15 protein-coding genes and 1 pseudogene are annotated in these 19070 nt (G+C 52.5%); 9 read left to right on the top strand and 7 right to left on the bottom strand.

What is annotated here, in order from left to right; all coding sequences use genetic code 11:
* Nucleotides 1-537: 537 nt before the first annotated feature.
* Nucleotides 538-2451, top strand: coding sequence for a bifunctional tRNA (5-methylaminomethyl-2-thiouridine)(34)-methyltransferase MnmC2/FAD-dependent 5-carboxymethylaminomethyl-2-thiouridine(34) oxidoreductase MnmC1 (mnmC, locus tag HAV38_RS16470; RefSeq protein WP_168056449.1), 1914 nt, complete (start codon nt 538-540; stop codon nt 2449-2451).
* Between the two features lie 35 nt (nt 2452-2486).
* On the opposite strand, the gene HAV38_RS16465 is transcribed toward mnmC, so the two are convergent.
* Entirely contained in the window at nt 2487-2801 is a 315-nt protein-coding gene (locus tag HAV38_RS16465) for a YXWGXW repeat-containing protein (RefSeq protein WP_168056448.1), read from the bottom strand.
* Nucleotides 2802-3092: 291 nt separating this feature from the next.
* Between HAV38_RS16465 and HAV38_RS16460 the strand changes: the two genes are divergently transcribed.
* A complete protein-coding gene (locus tag HAV38_RS16460) occupies nt 3093-4703 on the top strand; it encodes an NAD(P)/FAD-dependent oxidoreductase (RefSeq protein ID WP_168056447.1) in 1611 nt (536 codons plus the stop codon).
* Nucleotides 4704-4957: 254 nt separating this feature from the next.
* On the opposite strand, the gene phaP is transcribed toward HAV38_RS16460, so the two are convergent.
* The 6 genes from phaP to HAV38_RS16430 form a co-directional block, all read right to left on the bottom strand.
* Nucleotides 4958-5521, bottom strand: a complete 564-nt coding sequence (gene phaP, locus HAV38_RS16455; protein ID WP_168056446.1) for a TIGR01841 family phasin — start codon at nt 5519-5521, stop codon at nt 4958-4960.
* 173 nt (nt 5522-5694) lie between these two features.
* Complete coding sequence (locus HAV38_RS16450) at nt 5695-6693, bottom strand: M15 family metallopeptidase (protein ID WP_168056445.1); 999 nt, start codon at nt 6691-6693, stop codon at nt 5695-5697.
* 81 nt (nt 6694-6774) lie between these two features.
* Nucleotides 6775-8031 (bottom strand): patatin-like phospholipase family protein, encoded by a 1257-nt coding sequence (locus tag HAV38_RS16445; protein ID WP_168056444.1) that lies wholly within the window; start codon nt 8029-8031, stop codon nt 6775-6777.
* A gap of 546 nt (nt 8032-8577) precedes the next feature.
* Entirely contained in the window at nt 8578-9999 is a 1422-nt protein-coding gene (locus tag HAV38_RS16440) for a TolC family protein (RefSeq protein ID WP_168056443.1), read from the bottom strand.
* Entirely contained in the window at nt 9996-12179 is a 2184-nt protein-coding gene (locus HAV38_RS16435; RefSeq protein WP_168056488.1) for a peptidase domain-containing ABC transporter, read from the bottom strand. Before HAV38_RS16435 ends, HAV38_RS16440 begins: the two co-directional genes overlap by 4 nt.
* Before the next feature lie 10 nt (nt 12180-12189).
* Nucleotides 12190-13452 carry an HlyD family secretion protein gene (locus HAV38_RS16430; RefSeq protein ID WP_168056442.1) on the bottom strand — a complete coding sequence of 421 codons (1263 nt, stop codon included), beginning with the start codon at nt 13450-13452 and terminating at the stop codon, nt 12190-12192.
* A gap of 429 nt (nt 13453-13881) precedes the next feature.
* On the opposite strand from HAV38_RS16430, the gene HAV38_RS16425 reads away from it, so the two are divergent.
* The 7 genes and pseudogenes from HAV38_RS16425 (at nt 13882) to HAV38_RS16395 (ending at nt 19062) form a co-directional block, all read left to right on the top strand.
* On the top strand, nt 13882-14034 hold the full coding sequence (locus HAV38_RS16425; protein ID WP_168056441.1) for a hypothetical protein: 153 nt from the start codon (nt 13882-13884) through the stop codon (nt 14032-14034).
* Nucleotides 14035-14277: 243 nt separating this feature from the next.
* Nucleotides 14278-14520: a hypothetical protein gene (locus HAV38_RS16420; RefSeq protein WP_168056440.1), complete on the top strand. Its 243-nt coding sequence runs from the start codon at nt 14278-14280 to the stop codon at nt 14518-14520.
* A 138-nt stretch (nt 14521-14658) separates the two neighbouring features.
* Nucleotides 14659-14877: a hypothetical protein gene (locus tag HAV38_RS16415; RefSeq protein ID WP_168056439.1), complete on the top strand. Its 219-nt coding sequence runs from the start codon at nt 14659-14661 to the stop codon at nt 14875-14877.
* Nucleotides 14878-15402: 525 nt separating this feature from the next.
* Nucleotides 15403-15633 (top strand): hypothetical protein, encoded by a 231-nt coding sequence (locus tag HAV38_RS16410; protein WP_168056438.1) that lies wholly within the window; start codon nt 15403-15405, stop codon nt 15631-15633.
* Nucleotides 15634-15979: 346 nt separating this feature from the next.
* Nucleotides 15980-16251: pseudogene (locus HAV38_RS16405) on the top strand (B12-binding domain-containing radical SAM protein); the annotation flags it as partial.
* A 328-nt stretch (nt 16252-16579) separates the two neighbouring features.
* Entirely contained in the window at nt 16580-16795 is a 216-nt protein-coding gene (locus HAV38_RS16400; RefSeq protein WP_168056437.1) for a hypothetical protein, read from the top strand.
* A gap of 743 nt (nt 16796-17538) precedes the next feature.
* A complete protein-coding gene (locus HAV38_RS16395) occupies nt 17539-19062 on the top strand; it encodes a B12-binding domain-containing radical SAM protein (RefSeq protein ID WP_168056487.1) in 1524 nt (507 codons plus the stop codon).
* Nucleotides 19063-19070 lie beyond the last annotated feature (8 nt).

Raw genomic sequence — 19070 nt, 5'->3', positions numbered from 1 at the left:
CTGGAATACGCGCACAGTGTGCGACTGCTGGACATGGACAAACCTTCCGCTAACGAGCGTGGATGTTAAGCTTGACGCCTAGAGGTGAAAATTAAGCGAGGGCATTACACGAAAAAATTAAGCGTGGACACCACGCGTAAGAACGATGCGGTGGACATCGCGGCGGCAGAAAACAATGAGGGAATTCTAAACGCCTTGCGCCGAAAAAGCTCTAGGAAGATTCTTAGTTTGGGCAAAATAGGGCAAAGTTAAGGTTTTTCCGCTAGATTGCAAATAATTAACTAAACCTGATTGAGGCCGACATTATTCGAGCGTTGCGGTGTAATTGTGTCCCAATGCCGACCGGAAGTAGTCTCTTTATTTATTCAGAAGCAGGCACACCCCAAAACCCAATAAGCTAGTAGCCAGAAAAAATAAAAATGAAAATCCATACGGACAATCCACACTAAAACCGCTCCGTGGTGCTGATTAAGTCGTACTGAAAGTCTCGATCACACACATTTGTACGGGATTAAAAAATTTCGTTACACTCTGCGCATGAACAAGTCTGCCCCACCTTCGTCACTTGATACCCGCGATCCTGCCAAATCCGCCATCGCGCCTAACGCTTTGATCGGCCAATGGCAACAACAACGTTGCTTTACCCTACTGGATACAGCGTTTGAGGCGGGACAGAATTTTCTCGCTACATGGCAGCTCTGGCGCGACCATCCGGAACAGCCGCAGCAATTGCATTATCTGGCGCTACTGCCAACACCTTTATCGATCGCGGACCTTGCCCAAGCGCATGAAACGTGGCCCGCATGGGCGCAACTTGCTGACGCGTTGCGTGCCGTCTGGCCCATTCTGGTGCCGGGTTTTCATCGCCTGTATCTGGATAATAACGCCATCGTCTTAACGCTGATGATCGGCGACGGTGGCAAATGCTTGCGGCAGATTAGCGCTACCGTGGACGCTTTTTACGTTCATGGTGCGGTTGCCCGTGACTGGGCGCCGCCGATGCTGGCAAGGTTAGGCAGGCTGGCGAATACGCACGCAAAATTAACAATTTTTGACCTGACCGCCGTTAAACAAAAAGTACTGGAAGCAGCGGGGTTTATGTTCGATGCCGCTCTCCCTGCGGACGCGATGCCAGTCACAAGCACCACGAACACCACTAATTCAGCTAACCCAACTAACGCCACCACAAAGGATAGCGATCCTGCGCAAGCTTACTTTCTGCCACGCTGGAAACCAGCGCTAAGCAATTCAACAATCCCAAGTCAACGTCACGCCATTATTATCGGGGCTGGTCTGGCAGGGGCTGCAGCTTGTCAGCGACTGGCATTGCGCGGCTGGCGCGTTACGCTAATTGAACGTCATGCCGCCATTGCACAAGAAGCCTCCGGTAATGCGGCGGGGATTTTTATGCCGGTTCTATCGCGGGATGATAATCCGACCGCGCGTTTAAGCCGTAGTGCCTATCTTTTTGCGCGCCATGTCTGGGATAGTCTGGGCGGCATTGGTGATGCGATCAGCGGTGCGCATTGCGGGGTTTTGCAGATTGCGCGCGATGCGGTTCACGCAGATGCACAGGCGCGTTGGGCACTGCAGGCACATCTTCCAGTCGATTACGCGCGCTGGTTGTCGCAACCGGCAGCCAGCGCACTGCTCGGCACTACCACCTCCCATGGTGGCTGGCTATTTCCGGCAGGCGGGTGGGTACATCCGCTTAGCTTGTGCGCCGCCATGCTTCAGGCGTGCGGTGAGCATGTGCAAACGCATTTTAATATAGCGGTGACCCGCTTGAAAAAAACCGCAAACGGTTGGGACGCGTGCGATGGGAACGGTGCCACCATTGCCAGCGCACCGGTAGTAATTCTTGCAAACGGAATGGGTGCATTGCACTTAGCGCAAACGCATGATTTGCCGCTGGTCCCCGTCCGCGGGCAAGTGACCTATGTCAACGCGGGTAGCGCGCCGACTTTCACGCAAGTATTGTGCGGCGACGGTTATCTGACACCATTGATAAACGGCGTCAGTAGCGCTGGCGCCTCATACAATATGGACCTGGACGCTGGGTTGCGGCAAACCAGCCAGGACGAGAATATTGCGCGGCTTCAAAAAATTCTGCCTGCGTGGAATATTGATGGCGTACCACTGCCGCTTGCCGGACGGGTCGGGTTTCGTTGTGTATCTGCCGACCGTTTGCCGTTGGTCGGCGCGCTTCCGGACCTTCTGGTAAAAGCGGCGATGCGCGAACCGCAACTAAAGCAGGTTCCACGTTTGGGTGGACTATACGGATTGCTGGGATTTGCGTCGCGGGGATTAATCTGGGCGCCGCTCGCTGCGGAATTACTGGCGGCAGAACTAAATGGGGAGCCGTTGCCGATAGAAGCGGAACTCGCAGCAGCGCTGGACCCTGCACGCTTCATGTTAAAAGTGCAACGGCGCGGAAGCGCCCTCACTTGAGAGTCCAGTCAACTGCTAACACGGCGCCACGACGATTATCTTTCCCAGCCATGCTCGCGGAAGCGCCAGTCGCCCCGAGGGTCATGCTCCCACCGAGGCGCGTTGTAGCGATATCCCCGATGCGCACGTAAATAGTGACCGCCTACCCAGATATGGCGTCTGCCGTTCCATCGCCAATAACCGGGTGCCCAAACATAACCAGCGCGCGGTCCTGGTACGATTTCATAGCGCGGCTGTGGCGGCGCGACAACAACATCACCGATGACTTGCGCCTGCACGGAAGTCATCGGTGCCATAAACCCTGCACTGGCGGCGAGCAAACTAACGCAGAGGATTGATTTGAATTTCATGAAAACTCTCCTTTAATCTAGGCTTATCGTCATAAAGAATATAGGCCGAGGAGAACAGGTGAGCTGTAAATTATTGTTTCCAGATTGACCAAAATATCCGGTTTTTTACGGTTTTTGACACAGTTTGAAACACCTGCTGCTTTGCCCCCGCCGTCCCGGGACTAATCCGTTCGGTAAAGGTCGCATTGGAGGAACCCTAATGTAAAATGCCCCCTTGAGCCGTTTAAACGCACAGACAACTCCATTCGATGACGACGGCAACACCTACCAACAAAAAATACCGGAACACCCATGTTGCGATTGAACGAACTACAACTTCCGCTAGACCACCCGGAAGACGCGCTCCGCAGCGCGATTCTGGAACGATTAGGAATTAAAGGGGACTCCCTCCAAAGCTTCACCATCTTTCGCCGGAGTTATGACGCACGCAAAAAAAATGCCGTCACCCTGACCTACACCGTAGATGTTGCGCTGGAAGATGAGGCGAAAGTAGCACAGCGCCTGAAGGCGCATAAGCATGTCACGCCGACGCCGGATATGCAGTACACCTTTGTTGCGCACGCTAACGGCGCTGAGAAGTCACGCCCGGTGGTGATTGGCACCGGGCCTTGCGGTCTGTTTGCGGCCCTTATTCTGGCCCAGATGGGTTTTAAACCGATTGTGCTCGAACGCGGAAAGGCAGTACGTGAGCGCACCAAGGATACCTGGGGGCTATGGCGCAAACGGGAGCTGCAACCGGAGTCGAACGTACAATTCGGTGAAGGCGGCGCTGGTACTTTTTCTGACGGGAAACTCTGGACGCAGATCAAAGATCCTAAACATTATGGCCGCAAAGTACTTACCGAGTTCGTCATCGCTGACGCACCAGAAGAGATAATGTACGTCAGCAAGCCGCACATTGGGACCTTCCGTCTGGTTAAGATGGTCGAAAAAATGCGCGCGTCGATTGAGGCCCTGGGCGGTGAGTTCCGGTTTGAGCAAAAAGTGCAGGATCTCGACATCATCAATGGTCAGATCAAGGCAGTGATACTGAGCAGTGGCGAAACCATCGTCACCGATCACGTGGTACTGGCGATCGGTCACAGCGCCCGCGACACGTTTCGCATGCTGTTTGACCGCGGCGTGTATATGGAAGCGAAAGCGTTTTCCGTCGGGTTCCGGATTGAACATCCGCAGTCGCTGATCGACAAATGCCGATTCGGGCCGAGCGCCGGCCACCCTATTCTGGGCGCAGCCGACTACAAACTGGTCCACCACTGCGCAAACGGGCGCGCCGTTTATAGTTTCTGCATGTGCCCGGGCGGTACCGTGGTTGCCGCGACGTCCGAGCCAGGTCGCGTCGTCACCAATGGCATGAGTCAATACTCACGCAATGAACGCAACGCTAACAGCGGTATTGTGGTCGGGATCACGCCATCCGATTATCCTGATCATCCCCTGGCGGGTATTGCCTTGCAAGAATACTGGGAGTCGCGTGCCTACGAGCTGGGCGGCAGCAACTACAACGCACCGGGCCAACTAGTTGGCGATTTTCTCGCCGGACGCGCTTCTACCGAATTTGGAAGCGTTCTCCCATCCTACAAACCCGGTGTGCAACTCGGCGATCTGAGTCTGGCGTTGCCGGAATATGCGATTACCGCCATGCGCGAAGCATTACCGGCGTTTGACAAACAAATCCGTGGTTTTGCGATGGCCGACGCTGTGTTGACCGGGGTCGAAACCCGTACCTCGTCGCCGGTACGCATCAAGCGCCACGACGATACATTGCAAAGCCTGAACACGGTTGGGTTGTTCCCCGCTGGCGAAGGTGCCGGCTATGCAGGCGGTATTATGTCGGCTGCGATTGATGGCATCCGGGTGGCGGAAGCGGTGGCAATGAGCATGTTAAATTCAGCGCGATAGCATCTGCGAACCGCGTAACCATAGCCCGTTGTGGCGCGGGGACGAAAGATAACCTAGCCTTGCCGCTCGACTTTCTGTCGCCTCCACTACAACGGTCACAGGACTGATTTCAGGACGAGACACTACACAAAAAAGGGCCGCGTAGCGATAAGCTAGCGGCCCTCTTGTTTACACAACGAACCTGCTTGCGGTTCGCTGGTAGTTAAGTACTCAATGACTAAGTATTGAACGACTCAATACTAAAAAATTAATGATTACTTCTTAGTTGCACGTGCAGCTTTGTCGGCTGTTTGAGCGAACTGCGTTGCAGCGTTGTTCACGTTGGCTTCCAACGTTTCAACTGCTTGCTTAGCCGACTTAGTCAATTGCTCGTAACCAGCGTTAGCGTTACCGATGACTGATTTCAATATTGCGATGGCATTTTCTGAACCGGCGGGAGCATTCTTGCTCACTTCGTCGATCAGCGCAGAGACGCGGCGGCTGGTTTCAGCAATTTGTACTTCGGCAGCTTTAGTGATTTCAGCTTGTGTACCAGATGCAATACCTTGCAAATGACGACCATAAGCGGCTGCCTTTTCTGCATTTGGTTTAGCTTGTGATGCCGAAATCGACATAAATTCCTGTGCGTCTTTTGCGCCCATCAATTGCTTAGCAGAGACACTCGACTCTTCCATTGATGCTTTAGCTGCGCTCATATTGAGTTCGATTACTTTTTCTACGCCTTCAAATGCTTTAGAAGTCAGGGTATTCAGTAATGCAAGTTGTGCTTCGAAATGTGCTTTAGTGGCTGCGGAAAACTGCTCTTGAAATGAAAACATGTTTCTTCTCCTAAGTTATAAGTTATTTACCAGGGTCAGCCACCAAATGGTGCGCTGCAACAAATCTTATTTTACAGATAGAAATTATGACGTCAAGATTTATTGTGCGGTGCAGCAAAAATAAAATTTGAATCCGCATTTTTACCACAGAGTGTCTTTATCCCACCACAAACCTATTCAGTCAGGGCGCACACTTTGCCCACTTGAAACACCTTGGGACGGCGGTCCATGCAACGTCTATACCTCACGACGCTTTGTTCAAAATAGGCTCTTCCCTCTTTGATTCCCAATCCTGCCAAGTGTTCCGCCGTTTTCCGACTGACTTGAAAATGCTGATAATCAATAGGTTGATGCCAATTGCCGCCCCATATAATAAAGCCATGGGTGGCAAAAATGTTAACTATTTGATCATCGACCATCCCGCGACGTATCGGTAAACGCTTAGTGTATGGCTTTGCCGCGGGCGGACTCACCATGTCCTGACCGTTGGCAGCGCGATGTACATAGGGGTTTTGCACAGGATTGATATCAATCGCTAAACCGTAAGCATGCAGCGATGGCGCACCGCCGCCGGTGATCACCCTGTTATTGAAAGCGGAGGAATTATTGTCGGCCATGGCGGCATCGTCATCCCCCTGATAATTATCCATCAGGCGCGCACGCGCTAAAGGAAAGCGGCGCGCAAGCAACAAGTCGAATATCTTGCGGACTTCCGGTGCTGCGGCGCCCATCACCATAATTTTACCGTCGGCATGCACCTTGTCGTCGAAACCCAGATATGAAAATCGTACTATTTGCAGACGCGAGCAATCCACGGAAACATTCGGTCCCTTCCGTTCCGTAACCTTGGGTTCCGTTACCACATGCGCGCTTTTAAGGCTTGCGCAACGCGCATCGTCGATTGCTGTAATGCGATCATCGCCGGCTGCCTGGGCAATCACATTGTGTTCCGTGGCGACTGGGTTGACGGCGAACACTTCCAGATGGGATCCACTAATAAGCAGTAAAAAAAACACCCGCACTGCCAACGGTAACCATCTCCGCGCCCGCCCTATTTCAGACCTATAGCGAGCCTCGTGCAAACAGAGCGCAGAAACTCCCGCAACCCTTAAAACCTGTAAACCTTTAAGGTCGTCTGCAGTGCATAGTTCTGTTTTTGCGACAAGCTTCATGGCAAATTTCATGCCAAATTTCATGGCAAATTTCGGGTGACCGCCGCGCAGCAAGTGAAATAAAGTCTGCTGGCATTGGCGTCAAGCAGGTATTTCAATCAAATCGTGAATTACCAGACCTGCATCGCTTTGTCCAAATAATTCCAGATTAGCATTTTTTATTGCTTTTAGTGCATCCTGATAACCTTGGTCCCAGCGCCACGTTACCGAACCGCGTGAGAAATTGACGTCTTTTGACGCCATATTCCAGTCGTGACCGGAATAGCGCAAGCGTACCAGGTGGATGGTGCTGGTATCCGCCAGGCCAGCAAACTGTTTCATATCTGCCTTGCTGCGCTCCTCTACCGGCAATTTATCGTAGAGCGCGCGGGCGGTGCGTCGCAACTGGTGGTTGAGCAAATAGTTATCAATGTGACGCTGCGAGCGCGACGCAAATGTGACATCTTTCTGGCGCGTTTCCACTTCATCCAGCGTGCGTGGCTCGTCGCCTTCAGCGCTCCAGAGGTCTACCATCACGCAGATTGTGTCAACCCGCGGTTTATCGGGCCGGTCATCCTGATCGTCCAATACGATTTCCAGTGGCGTGTTTGAATACAGGCCACCATCCCAATACAGGTCGCCATCAACGCGCACCGGTGCAAAACCTGGTGGCAATGCGCCACTGGCCATGACGTGCTCTACGCCGATCTTGCGCTGTTCGGAGTCAAAACAAACCAACTCACCGCTGGTTACCTTCATAGCACTGACCGTCAGCCGAATACTATCGGGGCAGTTTAAAAAGTCCAGGTCAAGCAGTCGGGTCAAGGTATCTGAGAGCGGCGAAGTATCATAAAAACTTGCCCGTTCCGGTTCGACCGGCAAGCCCAGCGCGAATGGATTGAGTGGGCGCGGCTTAAAAAATCCGGGAACACCGCGCAATACCGTGTCTACAGTTGTCCACCAGGTGCTCGATTTACGCACGGCGTCCGGTACTTTGGCCATATCGACCAAATCGTTATGCGAAACAGAATCCCAGAATTCTTTTAACCGAGACAACCGCAAATCCCGCGAGTTGCCCGCGATGATCGCCGCATTGATGGCACCGATGGAGGTACCCACGACCCAATCCGGCGTCATATTGTGCTCGTGCATGGCTTGATAAACGCCCGCCTGATAAGCACCAAGCGCACCGCCACCTTGCAGGACGAGGACAATTCGCGGCTTGAAGACCGCCGGGTCTTCGGTAACCTTGGCTTCACTGGGGGTGGCGACTTTAATTGGCGGCGCGCTGGCCGCATTAGTAGCGCTGAAAGGGGCCTCAATGGTTGCAGCGCGCTTGCGAGTAACTTTACTGGTCATGTTGACGCCATTCTTTGCAATGATCGAATCCCAATCTTACCCGACCTTTGTGCATGCGCACATTAAATGCCATTTTTGAACATGGTCACATTAATCCCGCTTCCGCGGTTATGCAGAACTCATTTCTTTTTGATTAAATAGATGGCTAATCCAATAATCACCACCACACTAAATTCCAATCCGACCACCACATAGTTCGCTAACATTTCTATTCCACCGTTCTTTGATATCGCTACATTGCCGTTAATTGCTTTAGCGCAGCAGGTATAGCAGACCAAAAATGAAGCTGCATGCCGCTCTGCTCGTCAAACACAAGCATAGCACCAACGCACGTAAAGTCATGTTGAATTAGTACTTAAGCGAGTAGGCTCGGCAAGCCCGAAAAGAGCGTGGAGCGGACGTAAAGCGGGCGTGAAGCATGACCCCAGACAGCAGGGATCGCCGCAAAATATCGGATTATTTCCTTTGGAAAATAAAAATGCAGGCGTGAAGATGATCAAACTGCTATAAAGTCAGCCGCTAGTTTTAGCCGCTGTTAGCCGCCAGTTACAGCGCATCCACGCGCAAGCGGGCCAGGCTCGCCGCTAGCCTGAGCCGCGCGGTCTGTCCCCGCGTCAGCGCCAGAATACGCTGCTGAGCGGAGGCAGCCAGTTCACTTTGGGCCTTTAGTAATTCCAGCATAGTGCCGATACCCGCTTTATATCTTCCTTGCGCGACCACCATCGATTGCCGGGCACTTTGCATCAAAAGTCCGGTCGCCGTGGCGTTCTCTAATTCAGCGTGCAAACTTTGTGCGCTGTTCCATACCTCCAATGCCACCAGTCGTTGCGCCTCCGCCAGAGCAGCTTCTGCGCCTTCCACCTGAGCCAGCGCAGCGCGCACCTGATAGTGGCGACTCACGCCATCCAGCAATGGAATATTAAGCTGGATACCGATGCTACGACTGCTGATAACCTGCCTGGAAGCTGCCGTAGCAATCGGCGTATCGCTGCGATCTCCGCTCATGAATAACGACACCGTCGGCTTGCCTTGCGCCCGCGCCGCCGCTACCTGGGCCTGCGCTGAGCGCAATTGCGCAGCGGCCGCCAGAATTTTAGGATGCACACGCAAAGCCATCTCGATCAGCTCTCCCACCGCTTGCTCAAAAGCGGGCGCTTGCGCCGTGTTTTCCTCACCGGTGCTCAGCTCGGCCAAATGCAAAGGGGTGTCCGGGCGCAATCCGATCACGCTCGCCAGACCGCCAAGGGCCGTTTGCCAGTCACCGCCCGCACGCATGCGCTCTACCACCGACGCCGCGGCGGCGGTCTGGGCCTGCAAACGGTCGGCAAGTGTGCCAGCCCCGGCGGCATATTTTCCGGCCGCCGCGCGTAAACTCTGCGCCGCCGCCTGCTCCGCATCCTGCGTTGCTATCAGTCTGGCCTGCGCCGCCTGCGCCGCATCGAAAGCAGACACAGCACTTAGAAATACCGTTTGCAGTACATCGTCCTGCGTGGCAACCGCGGCATTCAATAGCTCGCGCGCGCTCGTCAGATTGGCGGCGCGCAATCCAAAGTCGTACAACACCCAGTTCAGGCTCAGGCTCACATCACTGTTGTGGGTATTGAGCGTGCTATCTGCAGCGGGGAAGTCAGGAATCGTAACCCGGTTGGCCGATTTAGCGATGTTCCCGCGCGCCTCGACTGTGGGCAAATAAGCGGCCTGACTGCTACCAATCCGCGCAGCCCGTAACTTGACCTCCGACCAGCTTTGCTTGGTTTGCGGGTTGCTGCACAAGGCGCGACTGACCGCGTCGACCAGCGTTAATAACGGCGGTAATTGCCCGCCGCAGAGGCCCGCTTGCGCCATGTTCTTGTCGACCGTGGTCGAAATCGCAGTGCCGCTATTAAATGGATCGTCCAAAAAATTCAGCGCCATCACTATCTGCGGCACTAGCGCAAGCAACCAGAAGACTGGCCAAAGCCGCTTCATACCGGCTGCACCGTCAGCTCCGGCGTCGTCGGACGCAGTGATTTTTGATGCGCAGCTGGCTGCATGAGTTCAATCAGTTTGCCATCCTCCAGCATCAGGACGCGGTCAGCGGAGGCAATGGTTTCGGGCCGATGGGCCACAATCACGCGCGTGATCTGCAGCGATTGTATGGATGCATTGACCGTCTTTTCCCGCGCGATATCGAGATGACTGGTCGCTTCATCAAGAAACAAAATCTGGGGCCGCTTATACAACGCGCGCGCCAGCAACACACGCTGTTTCTGGCCGCCTGACAGCACGGTTCCCATATCCCCGACCAAGGTGTTGTAAGCCATCGGCATGGCAGCAATATCATCATGAATCGCCGCCATTTGCGCGCATTGCGTGATCCAGGTGCGATCAGCCACAGGATCAAAAAAACAGATGTTGTCCGCAATCGATCCGGCAAACAACACGTCATCCTGCAACACCGTCGCCACCATGCCGCGCACAGTCGCCAGGCCGACTTGTTGCAGGTCACGGTGTCCAATCAACACCTGACCTTCAGTCGGCGTCAGCACGCCCAATAAAATATTGATCAGCGTGGTCTTGCCGCCGCCAGATGGCCCAGCGATGGCCACCGACTCACCGGCGGCAACCGTGAACGAAATATCGCTGAGGACATCCGGTTCGCGCTCGCCGTAACGGAAGCGACAATTTTTTACCTCCAGCGTTGCTGGCAGCGCTGCGTCATCTTGGGCGGCGGAAAAATCCATGGCAGAAGTCGGTTGTGGTTCCGGCGCTTGCAAGACAATATCGGCAAGGCGTTCGGCTTGCAATTTCAACATTTTGACTTCAACCCATTTGTCGATCAGCGCGCTCACCCGAGAATCGAACTGCCCTTTATACGCCACGAAAGCGATCAGTACACCGATACTAAAACTGCCATCCATAATTAGTTTGGCACCAAGACTAATAATCAAAATGTTCTCAATACCAAAGATCAGGCCATTCAGGGAGCGGTATAGCAAACTCAGTTTTTGTGTGCGCAAATCGGCGTTAATCTGGTCCACCAGCAACGCCAGCCAGCCCCCGCGACGCGCGTCGCTACGCTGAAACAGCTTGATGGTTTTGACGCCGCGTATGGTCTCCAGAAAATGGGTTTGCTGCACGGCTGCGTGAATAATCTGTTCCTCCGTCGCACGTCGCAGCGGCGCAAACCAGGCCCAGCGTACTAACCCGTATAACACCATGGCACCAACCGCTATCCATGCAAGCAAAGGACTATAAAGAAACATCAATACCAGCGTTAAAGCCGCCATTGCGCCATCCAGCAGCGCCTCCAGAAACGAGATAGTGAGCGTATGCTGAATCGCCCCCACAGCACCAAAGCGCGATACCACATCACCGAGATGGCGCTTCTGAAACCAGTCGACCGGCAAGCGCAGCAAATGGGTGAAGACGTTGCCCTGCCATTGCACATTGAGCGTCGTGCTCATATACATCGTCGCCCAGCTACGTGCCAGGCTGATCAATTGCTGCACCACCAGCAACAGGCCAAATCCCACCGCCAGCGTTAACAGCAAATCGCGATCAGCCGTCACCAGAACATTATCGATCACCCATTGCATAAAGAACGGGCTCACCAGCGCAAATGCCTCCAGCGCCAACGATAGCAAAATAATCTGGCCGAACGAGCGATACAAACCGCTGACACGTCCTACCAGATCGCGCAAATGCACGCGCCGGACTTCCTGCGCTGGCCGGAATCCCGCATCTGGCCAGCATTCCAGCGCGACGCCGGTGAATGCATCGGAGACTTCTTGCAGCGAACATTGACGGATGCCTGCCGCAGGATCGTAAATCGTTACCGTGCGCCGACCCACTTTTTGCAACACGACAAAATGATTAAAGTTCCAATGCAAGACACATGGCAAGCGCAACTGGTCCAATGCATCGACATCAAGTTTGACGGCGCGCGACGCCAGCGACATTTGGGCGGCGACGTGGATTAAATCGCGCAAGGTTGCGCCCTTCAAGGAGATCGGAAAGCGTTGCCGCAACGTCCCCAGATCGCTGCGATAGCCGTGAAAGCCGGCGACCATCGCCAGACAGGCCAGGCCGCATTCTGCGCTTTCGGTTTGCAATATCAACGGTAACGTGGCGCTAAAACCAAAGGACAATGCAGCGGCCATAATCAGATTGCATCCATCAGCGTTTTCCTGTCACTGTATATAACGGCTCAAGCACCCATTCGTACAGATGCCTTTTTTCTTGTGCAATATCGGCCTCCAGCGTCATACCAGCCCGTAGCGGCTGCGGACTTCCGTGGGCCAGTACAGACTGGTTTTGCAGACCTACGGTAATCCGGTACAAGGATGCGCCAGCCGCATTGTCTCCACCGTTAGCATTACTCGCGTCGCCTAATTCGCTGCGCGATAAGGCAGTCCGTGCCACGGTCTCGACGACGCCGTGCTGATGACCAAATTTTTGATAGGGGAAGGCTTGATAGCGCAACAAGACCTGATCGCCCGCATGGACAAAACCGATCGCGCTACTAGGTGCATACAGTTGCGCACGCAGGGTTGCGTCACTCGGCACGATGCTGAGCAAAGGCCGCGTGAGATCGACTGTTTGTCCCACTTCGGCCAGCACCGCCGTCGCTCTACCGGCCTGCGGCGCGGTGACCGCTAAGCGGCGTCGGGCCTCGCTCTCACTCAACTCCTGCACGGCGCTGCTGAGGGTACGTTCGATTTGCGCTGACTGATTTTGCTGTTGCAGGGACAAGGCAGCAAGCGCACTACGCTGGGCCGCCAACTCGCGCATAATCCCCATCCGGTCGCGCTCCAGACTTTGCTGCCGATTGCGTTGATCGAGTAATTCCTCCTGCTTTTGTTGCCACTGTTCCTGCGAGATAAAGTCTTGCTTTAGCAAGTCCTGATAGCGCACCTGTGTCATCTGCGCCAATGCAACCCGCGCTTTCTGACCCTCAATCTGCGCCACCAGATTCTCGCGCTCCGCATCCAGCCCGGCGATCTTATCGACCAGCGTGCCGCGCTCCTGCGGCTGCAAACTATGCAGGGCCTGCAACTCACGTCGCAGACTGACCTGCCGCTGCGCTATCGCGGCGCTGATCGCCGCCTGCGTAGCGCCGCCGGTGGTACTGTCGCGCTCGCTGGATAACACATAAAGGACTTCCCCGGCCGCCACCTCGCGATCCTCGGTGACGTGCTTCTCCACCACGATGCCGGGCTGCGATGCATACACCTTAATAAAACCGGAATCTGGTATTAGTTGCCCCGCCACAGTGCTGTGCCGGGTATAGCTACCCCATGTCAGGAAAGCCGCGAGCAACAACGCCAGCGCCACCGCAAAGCCGGTCAAAAACATCAGAGACGGCGGACGAATCAATAGGATCGAGCCCAGTTGCCTGGTCTGCTGCGCGGCGATTGCTTGTTCTCGGAAAAGGGCCATAGGCAACGTTCAGGAAGCTAATGCGGGTACGCGTATGACACGGCGCACGCTGCGCAAGATTTTTTGTTAGCGTACAAAAAAGTACATGGCTATGAGATTTTTTAGCGGTCTTCCGCCGCTCTGGCAAAGCAATTTTCATTCATTAATTCGGTGGCAATTCGACGATTAATCGGTGACACGTGTGCGCAGAGCATCGCACCCGATTGATCTCGACCCACCTGCGCAACCAAGAATATAAACAGTTGAGGGTCATGAAGATACGTATTTCTATGTCCCCTCGTATAAGTGACAGGAGCAGTCAACATCCTAAATTATTTCCTTGTGGAAATACAAAAAGATTCTATGATTAAATCGTCAGACGCACTACCGATCAACAAAACTTTCAAAGATTTTTGTCGTAAATAGTGTTTTAACTACCTAAAGGTAAATATGATGAATCATCCCAAATTGGTCCTTTTGCAACCGACAGAACTGGATGCTGTCGCTGGCGGTGTGCCCGAAAGTCCCGAGCAACTCGTCGCCAACGTAGTGAACACGGTCAGCAGCAACGTAAGCGATGCTGAGCTTAATATTTTTGGCTAAATAAGTACGTTGCCGCTACTTACTGTTACATCCAGCCCGTGCGTCCAACACCAAATTCGAAAAAAAACCCTGTAAACTATTTCCTTGTGGAAATAAATCAATGTCGTATGCTTCAAAACGTTAGCTGCACTGAAACTTCAGCATGGCCGACAAACCTGAATACCTTGCCGTCGCTGGCAAGGGGAAGAAGAGGCCTCAAACCTCTGACGGAAATCTATCTCAACCAACTGAAAGATAAAAATCATGACGCATAAAAATCTGGCCGTATTGAACGCCTCTGAAATTGATGCTGTGGCTGGCGGAGGCCTATCATTCGCCCAAATAGTACAAAATACTGCAATTCTAGTTAGCGCTGGGGGAGCCTCCAAAGCAGCCACCGTGGTTTCTCAAGTGGGTAATGCCACCACACAAATTGCGCCAACCCTCAACACACAGGGTACCCTCGGAGGCGAAGTGACGCCCTTACAGTTACTACAACTAAACTAGCATCCCGCCGTTGAACCTCAATACGCTGCGGAAAGATTCCTACCAATCCGTGCGTACTGATACCAACTTAAGCGAAAAATTAGCGCATTAAGCGAATATTCGCTAAAAAATTTCTCAATCTACTGAATGGTGAAAATCATGACGCATAAAAATCTGGCCGTATTGAACGCCTCTGAAACTGATGCTGTAGGCGGGGGATATACAAATTTCGCGAACGCTTTGTCAAATGTAACAAATACGCTCAACTCTGGGGGGCTTGAAGCGGAGGCTAGTTTAGTTACAAAGACCGTTGACACCATTGTGACCATAGCGCCGATCGTGAACACACCCATCTCACTGACTGGCAAGACCACCTGACCTTTCAGAGGTGAGGTTGATGACACCTCCTAAGAAAATCAACACTCTCTGGGCGGTCCCAATGACTTGGCTATGTTGATGCTTGCACTGGAAAAAAGTGCACGGCAGTATGGATTGTTGATTAAAAACTCTTAAACTTTAAAGGTTGAATATCATGACGTATAAAAATCTGATCGTATTGAACGCCACTGAACTTGATGCTGTAGGCGGGGGATCTACATATGCAGCTTATCTTGCATCAACTGCGAAAGAAGCATTAGGGGAAGCCGGGTTTTACAGCCCCGAAGTTAGCACAACACTTGACACCGTTGTGACGACAGTGCCGCTCCCTTAAGACCCGCATCTCTCTTTAACTGGCAAGACCAACTGATCTTTTAAAAGGAAGGCTGATATCACCCGCCTAGAAAATCAACACACTCTGGGCGGTCCCAATGACTTGGCTATGTTGATGCTTGCACTGGAAAAAAAATGCACGGCAGTATGGATTGTTGATTAAAAACTCTTAAACTTTAAAGGTTGAATATCATGACACATAATAATCTAATCAAATTGAGCGACACTGAATGCAATGCTGTAGCTGGGGGAAGTTGGCGCACGGTAGCCATTAGTAGCACAAGTAATGCCGCCGATAAAGCCGTCAGTGGCGTGGCTCAGACAGTCAATACTGGGAGTAACACCACTACTACTGCAGTTGGTAGTGCGGGGCATGTCGCCACCACTGCCACCACTGATGCCGCTACGCAAACGCATTTTTGATAGCCTCACGACACAGTGACGTTGCAATAAACATTACTGTGCAAAGATAACTGATCGAGGCCGGCATAACGCCAGTGCCGCCTGCTGCTCTCGATTAAACAGGCTTAAACGTAAAGCATCGATAATGGATTGTTGCATAAACCGTTTTAATGGCTTTGGGGGTTTAATGTTTTGCCTTGCGTGCGTCATGCATTCACCTGACAGGCAAAAGACGGAATGTAAAACCCGTCGTACCGCAATCTCCCCACTTTCCTGGAGTAAAACGTCAACCACGTCAACCGCTCCTATGACGCGTAAAATCGGGCATCAATCAGACTTATTGCCAGTACGGCGAGCCATCCCATGACCGTTCAAATGTGAATTTTGTTTGTCGGCGCTGGATAAAACTGCGTGGCCGTTTGTATTGGATATTTTTTGGCGGAACTGGCGTCACTGCACGCGTGCGGTGACAGACTGTTCAAGTTTGTTGATCGTACTTTCAATCTGAACGTTAAAACCAGTCTGAGGATTCTACAATTCTTTCTCGACAAACTGGAAGCGCAGCCGGAGGATACTGTGTTTGCGCATTTTGAGTTGGTCCCGAACCATTTTGAACTGGATGCTTTCGCTGGCGGTGTGCCCGAAAATACCGGGCAAGTCGTCGCCAACGAAGCGCAGGCGGTCACCCGCGACGTTAACCGGGCTAAGCATAGATTCTTGGCTAAATAATTACGTTGCCCCTGCTTACCGCTACATCCAGCCCGCGCCGCAACACCAAATTTCAAAAACAAACCTGTAAACTATTTCCTTGAAGAAATAAATAAATGTCGTATGCTTCAAAACGTTAGCCGCACTAAAGCTTCAGAACGGCCAACAAAGCTGAACACCTTGCTGTCGCTGGCAAGTGGGATAAGAGGCCTCAAGCCTCTGACAAAAATGTATTTCAACCACTTCAAGGATAAAAATCATGACGTATAAAAATCTGGTCGTATTGAACGCCTCTGAGCTTGATGCCATAGCCGGGGGAGCTACATCTGTCAAGAACATTTTATCAAATATAACAAATGCACTTAACGCATTGGGGCTTCATAGCGCGGCGGCCGAATTTACCACAACGCTTGACACCGCTGCGCTCATACTGCCGTTCCTTGACGCTCCCCTCTCTTTTACGGGCAACACCTAATCGATTAAAAAAGAGGCTAATGCCACCTCCCAGAAAATCAACACACTCTGGGCGGTCCGAATGACGTGGCGGTGGTGATACTTGCACTGGAAAAAAGTGCAGGGCAGTATGGATTGTTGATTAAAAAATCTTAAACTTTTAAAAGTTTTACTCGATAAATAGTGTTTTAACTACTTAAGAGGTGGATATCATGAATCATCACAATATAATCCTTTTGCAACCGGCAGAACTGGAGGCCGTCGCTGGCGGTGCGTCCTCTCCCGATTCGGCCTTGAAAAACCACAGTTGTTATAGCCACTAGCGACGTTAACGGGGCTACGACCAAGGTTTATGTATTTAATGGCGCAGTCACTTCCGATGCCCTAATTGTCGAAGGGATAGCCAACACGACTATCACGCCAAAACCCGCATAAAAAAGTTGGTGCCATCGCTAAAAAAAGCCGACCAGCATTAGCTAAGCCGCTTTTTAATGCTATTTACGATAACTGAACGTCATCAACGTGGTTGCTCAGATATGAGCAACTTTTTTCATGCCTTCACCATATAATCCTTTGATTCTAGCCGTTACCAAAGGCGATATGAGCTTTATGTTATGCGTGCATTTATACCCCCAAAGCAGAGACCCCGCCGTAAACCCCTCAATCCCCAATCTCCCCCCTTCTGACAATAAAACGTCGATCCCTCTCAAGACGCGTAAAATCGTGCATCAATCAGACTTATTGCTCGCACGGCAAGCCCTCACCATGACCATCCTTTTGTCCACGCTTAACGCCCGTTATTCCCATGCCTCGCTAGGTTTACGTTACCTGCAAGCCAATATGGGTGACCTGCGCGATCAAACCCAGTTGCACGAATTTGTCATTGGGGCAAAAACCACCGATATCGTCGAAAAGTTATTGGCCCACAAAGCGACCGACGGCAGCACCACAATTATCGGATTTGGGGTCTACATCTGGAATATCGAAGAATGCACCAAGGTCGTGGCAATGCTGAAATGCGTTGCGCCCGAGATCATCATTGTGCTGGGCGGTCCGGAAGTATCTTACGAGTCTGACCAGCAGCAGATCGTCAAACTCGCCGACTATCTGGTCACCGGTTGGGGTGACATCACCTTCCCCGATCTCTGTCAGCAAATCATCAAAGGCCCCAAGCCGTTGATGAAAACGCATATCGGCAAACAACCGCCGATGGAAGATATCGCGCTGCCGTATTCACTATATAGCGACCATGACATCGCCCATCGCACGTTATATGTCGAAGCATCGCGCGGGTGTCCGTTCAAATGTGAATTTTGTTTGTCTGCTTTAGACAAGACCGCGTGGCCGTTTGCGCTGGATAATTTTTTGGCGGAATTAGAGTCGTTGCACGCGCGCGGTGCCAGACTGTTCAAGTTTGTTGATCGTACTTTCAATCTGAACGTTAAAACCAGTCTCAAGATATTGCAGTTCTTTTTGGATAAACTGGAAGCGCATCCAGACGATCCTGTGTTTGCCCACTTTGAGCTAGTTCCCGATCATTTGCCGGACGCGTTAAAAGAAGCAATTACTAAATTTCCTGCTGGCGCTTTGCAATTTGAGATCGGTATTCAAAGTTTCAATCCTGACGTACAGGCACTGGTCAGTCGCAAACAAAACAATCAGAAAGCCGCCGACAATATACGCTGGCTGATCACTGAGTCGCACGCCCATTTGCACGTGGATTTGATCGCTGGCTTGCCGGGCGAGGACGTCGATAGTTTCGCCCGCGGATTCGATAAGCTGGTGGCACTGGAACCGCATGAAATTCAATTCGGTATCTTGAAGCGCTTGCGCGGGACGCCGATCATTCGGCATACGCAGACTTTCGGTCTGGTGTTCGACCCGCATCCGCCGTATACCATCCTTGCCACCAACCTGATCGACTTCGCCACGATGCAGCGGTTGGTGCGATTTTCCCGTTATTGGGACCTGGTAGCTAACTCCGGCCGCTTTGCCCATACGTTGCCGATCATTTTGGGCGATACACCGTTCTTCAGCTTTATGGCGTTCTCGGATTGGTTGTATAAAAAGACCGATGCAACGCACCGTATCGCGATGGATCGACTGGCTGGGTTAGTCGGACAATGGTTGCGGTTGCAGGGACTGAGTGACGCCAGCGTGAATGCGGTGTTGAGTACGGATTACGCCGGTCAACCGCCTAAATTGCCTAACGCGCCCAAGCCGGTTATCGCGGCAGAGCATGCGCCGACAGTCGCGCCGCAGCGGCAGGCGCGGCATTTGACGGCATGATGTCGGAA

It is taken from the genome of Glaciimonas immobilis (genome assembly GCF_011947285.1).
Classification (GTDB): domain Bacteria; phylum Pseudomonadota; class Gammaproteobacteria; order Burkholderiales; family Burkholderiaceae_D; genus Glaciimonas; species Glaciimonas immobilis.
Note: the sequence above shows the minus strand (reverse complement) of the source record. Positions and strands in the feature narration are given on the sequence as shown.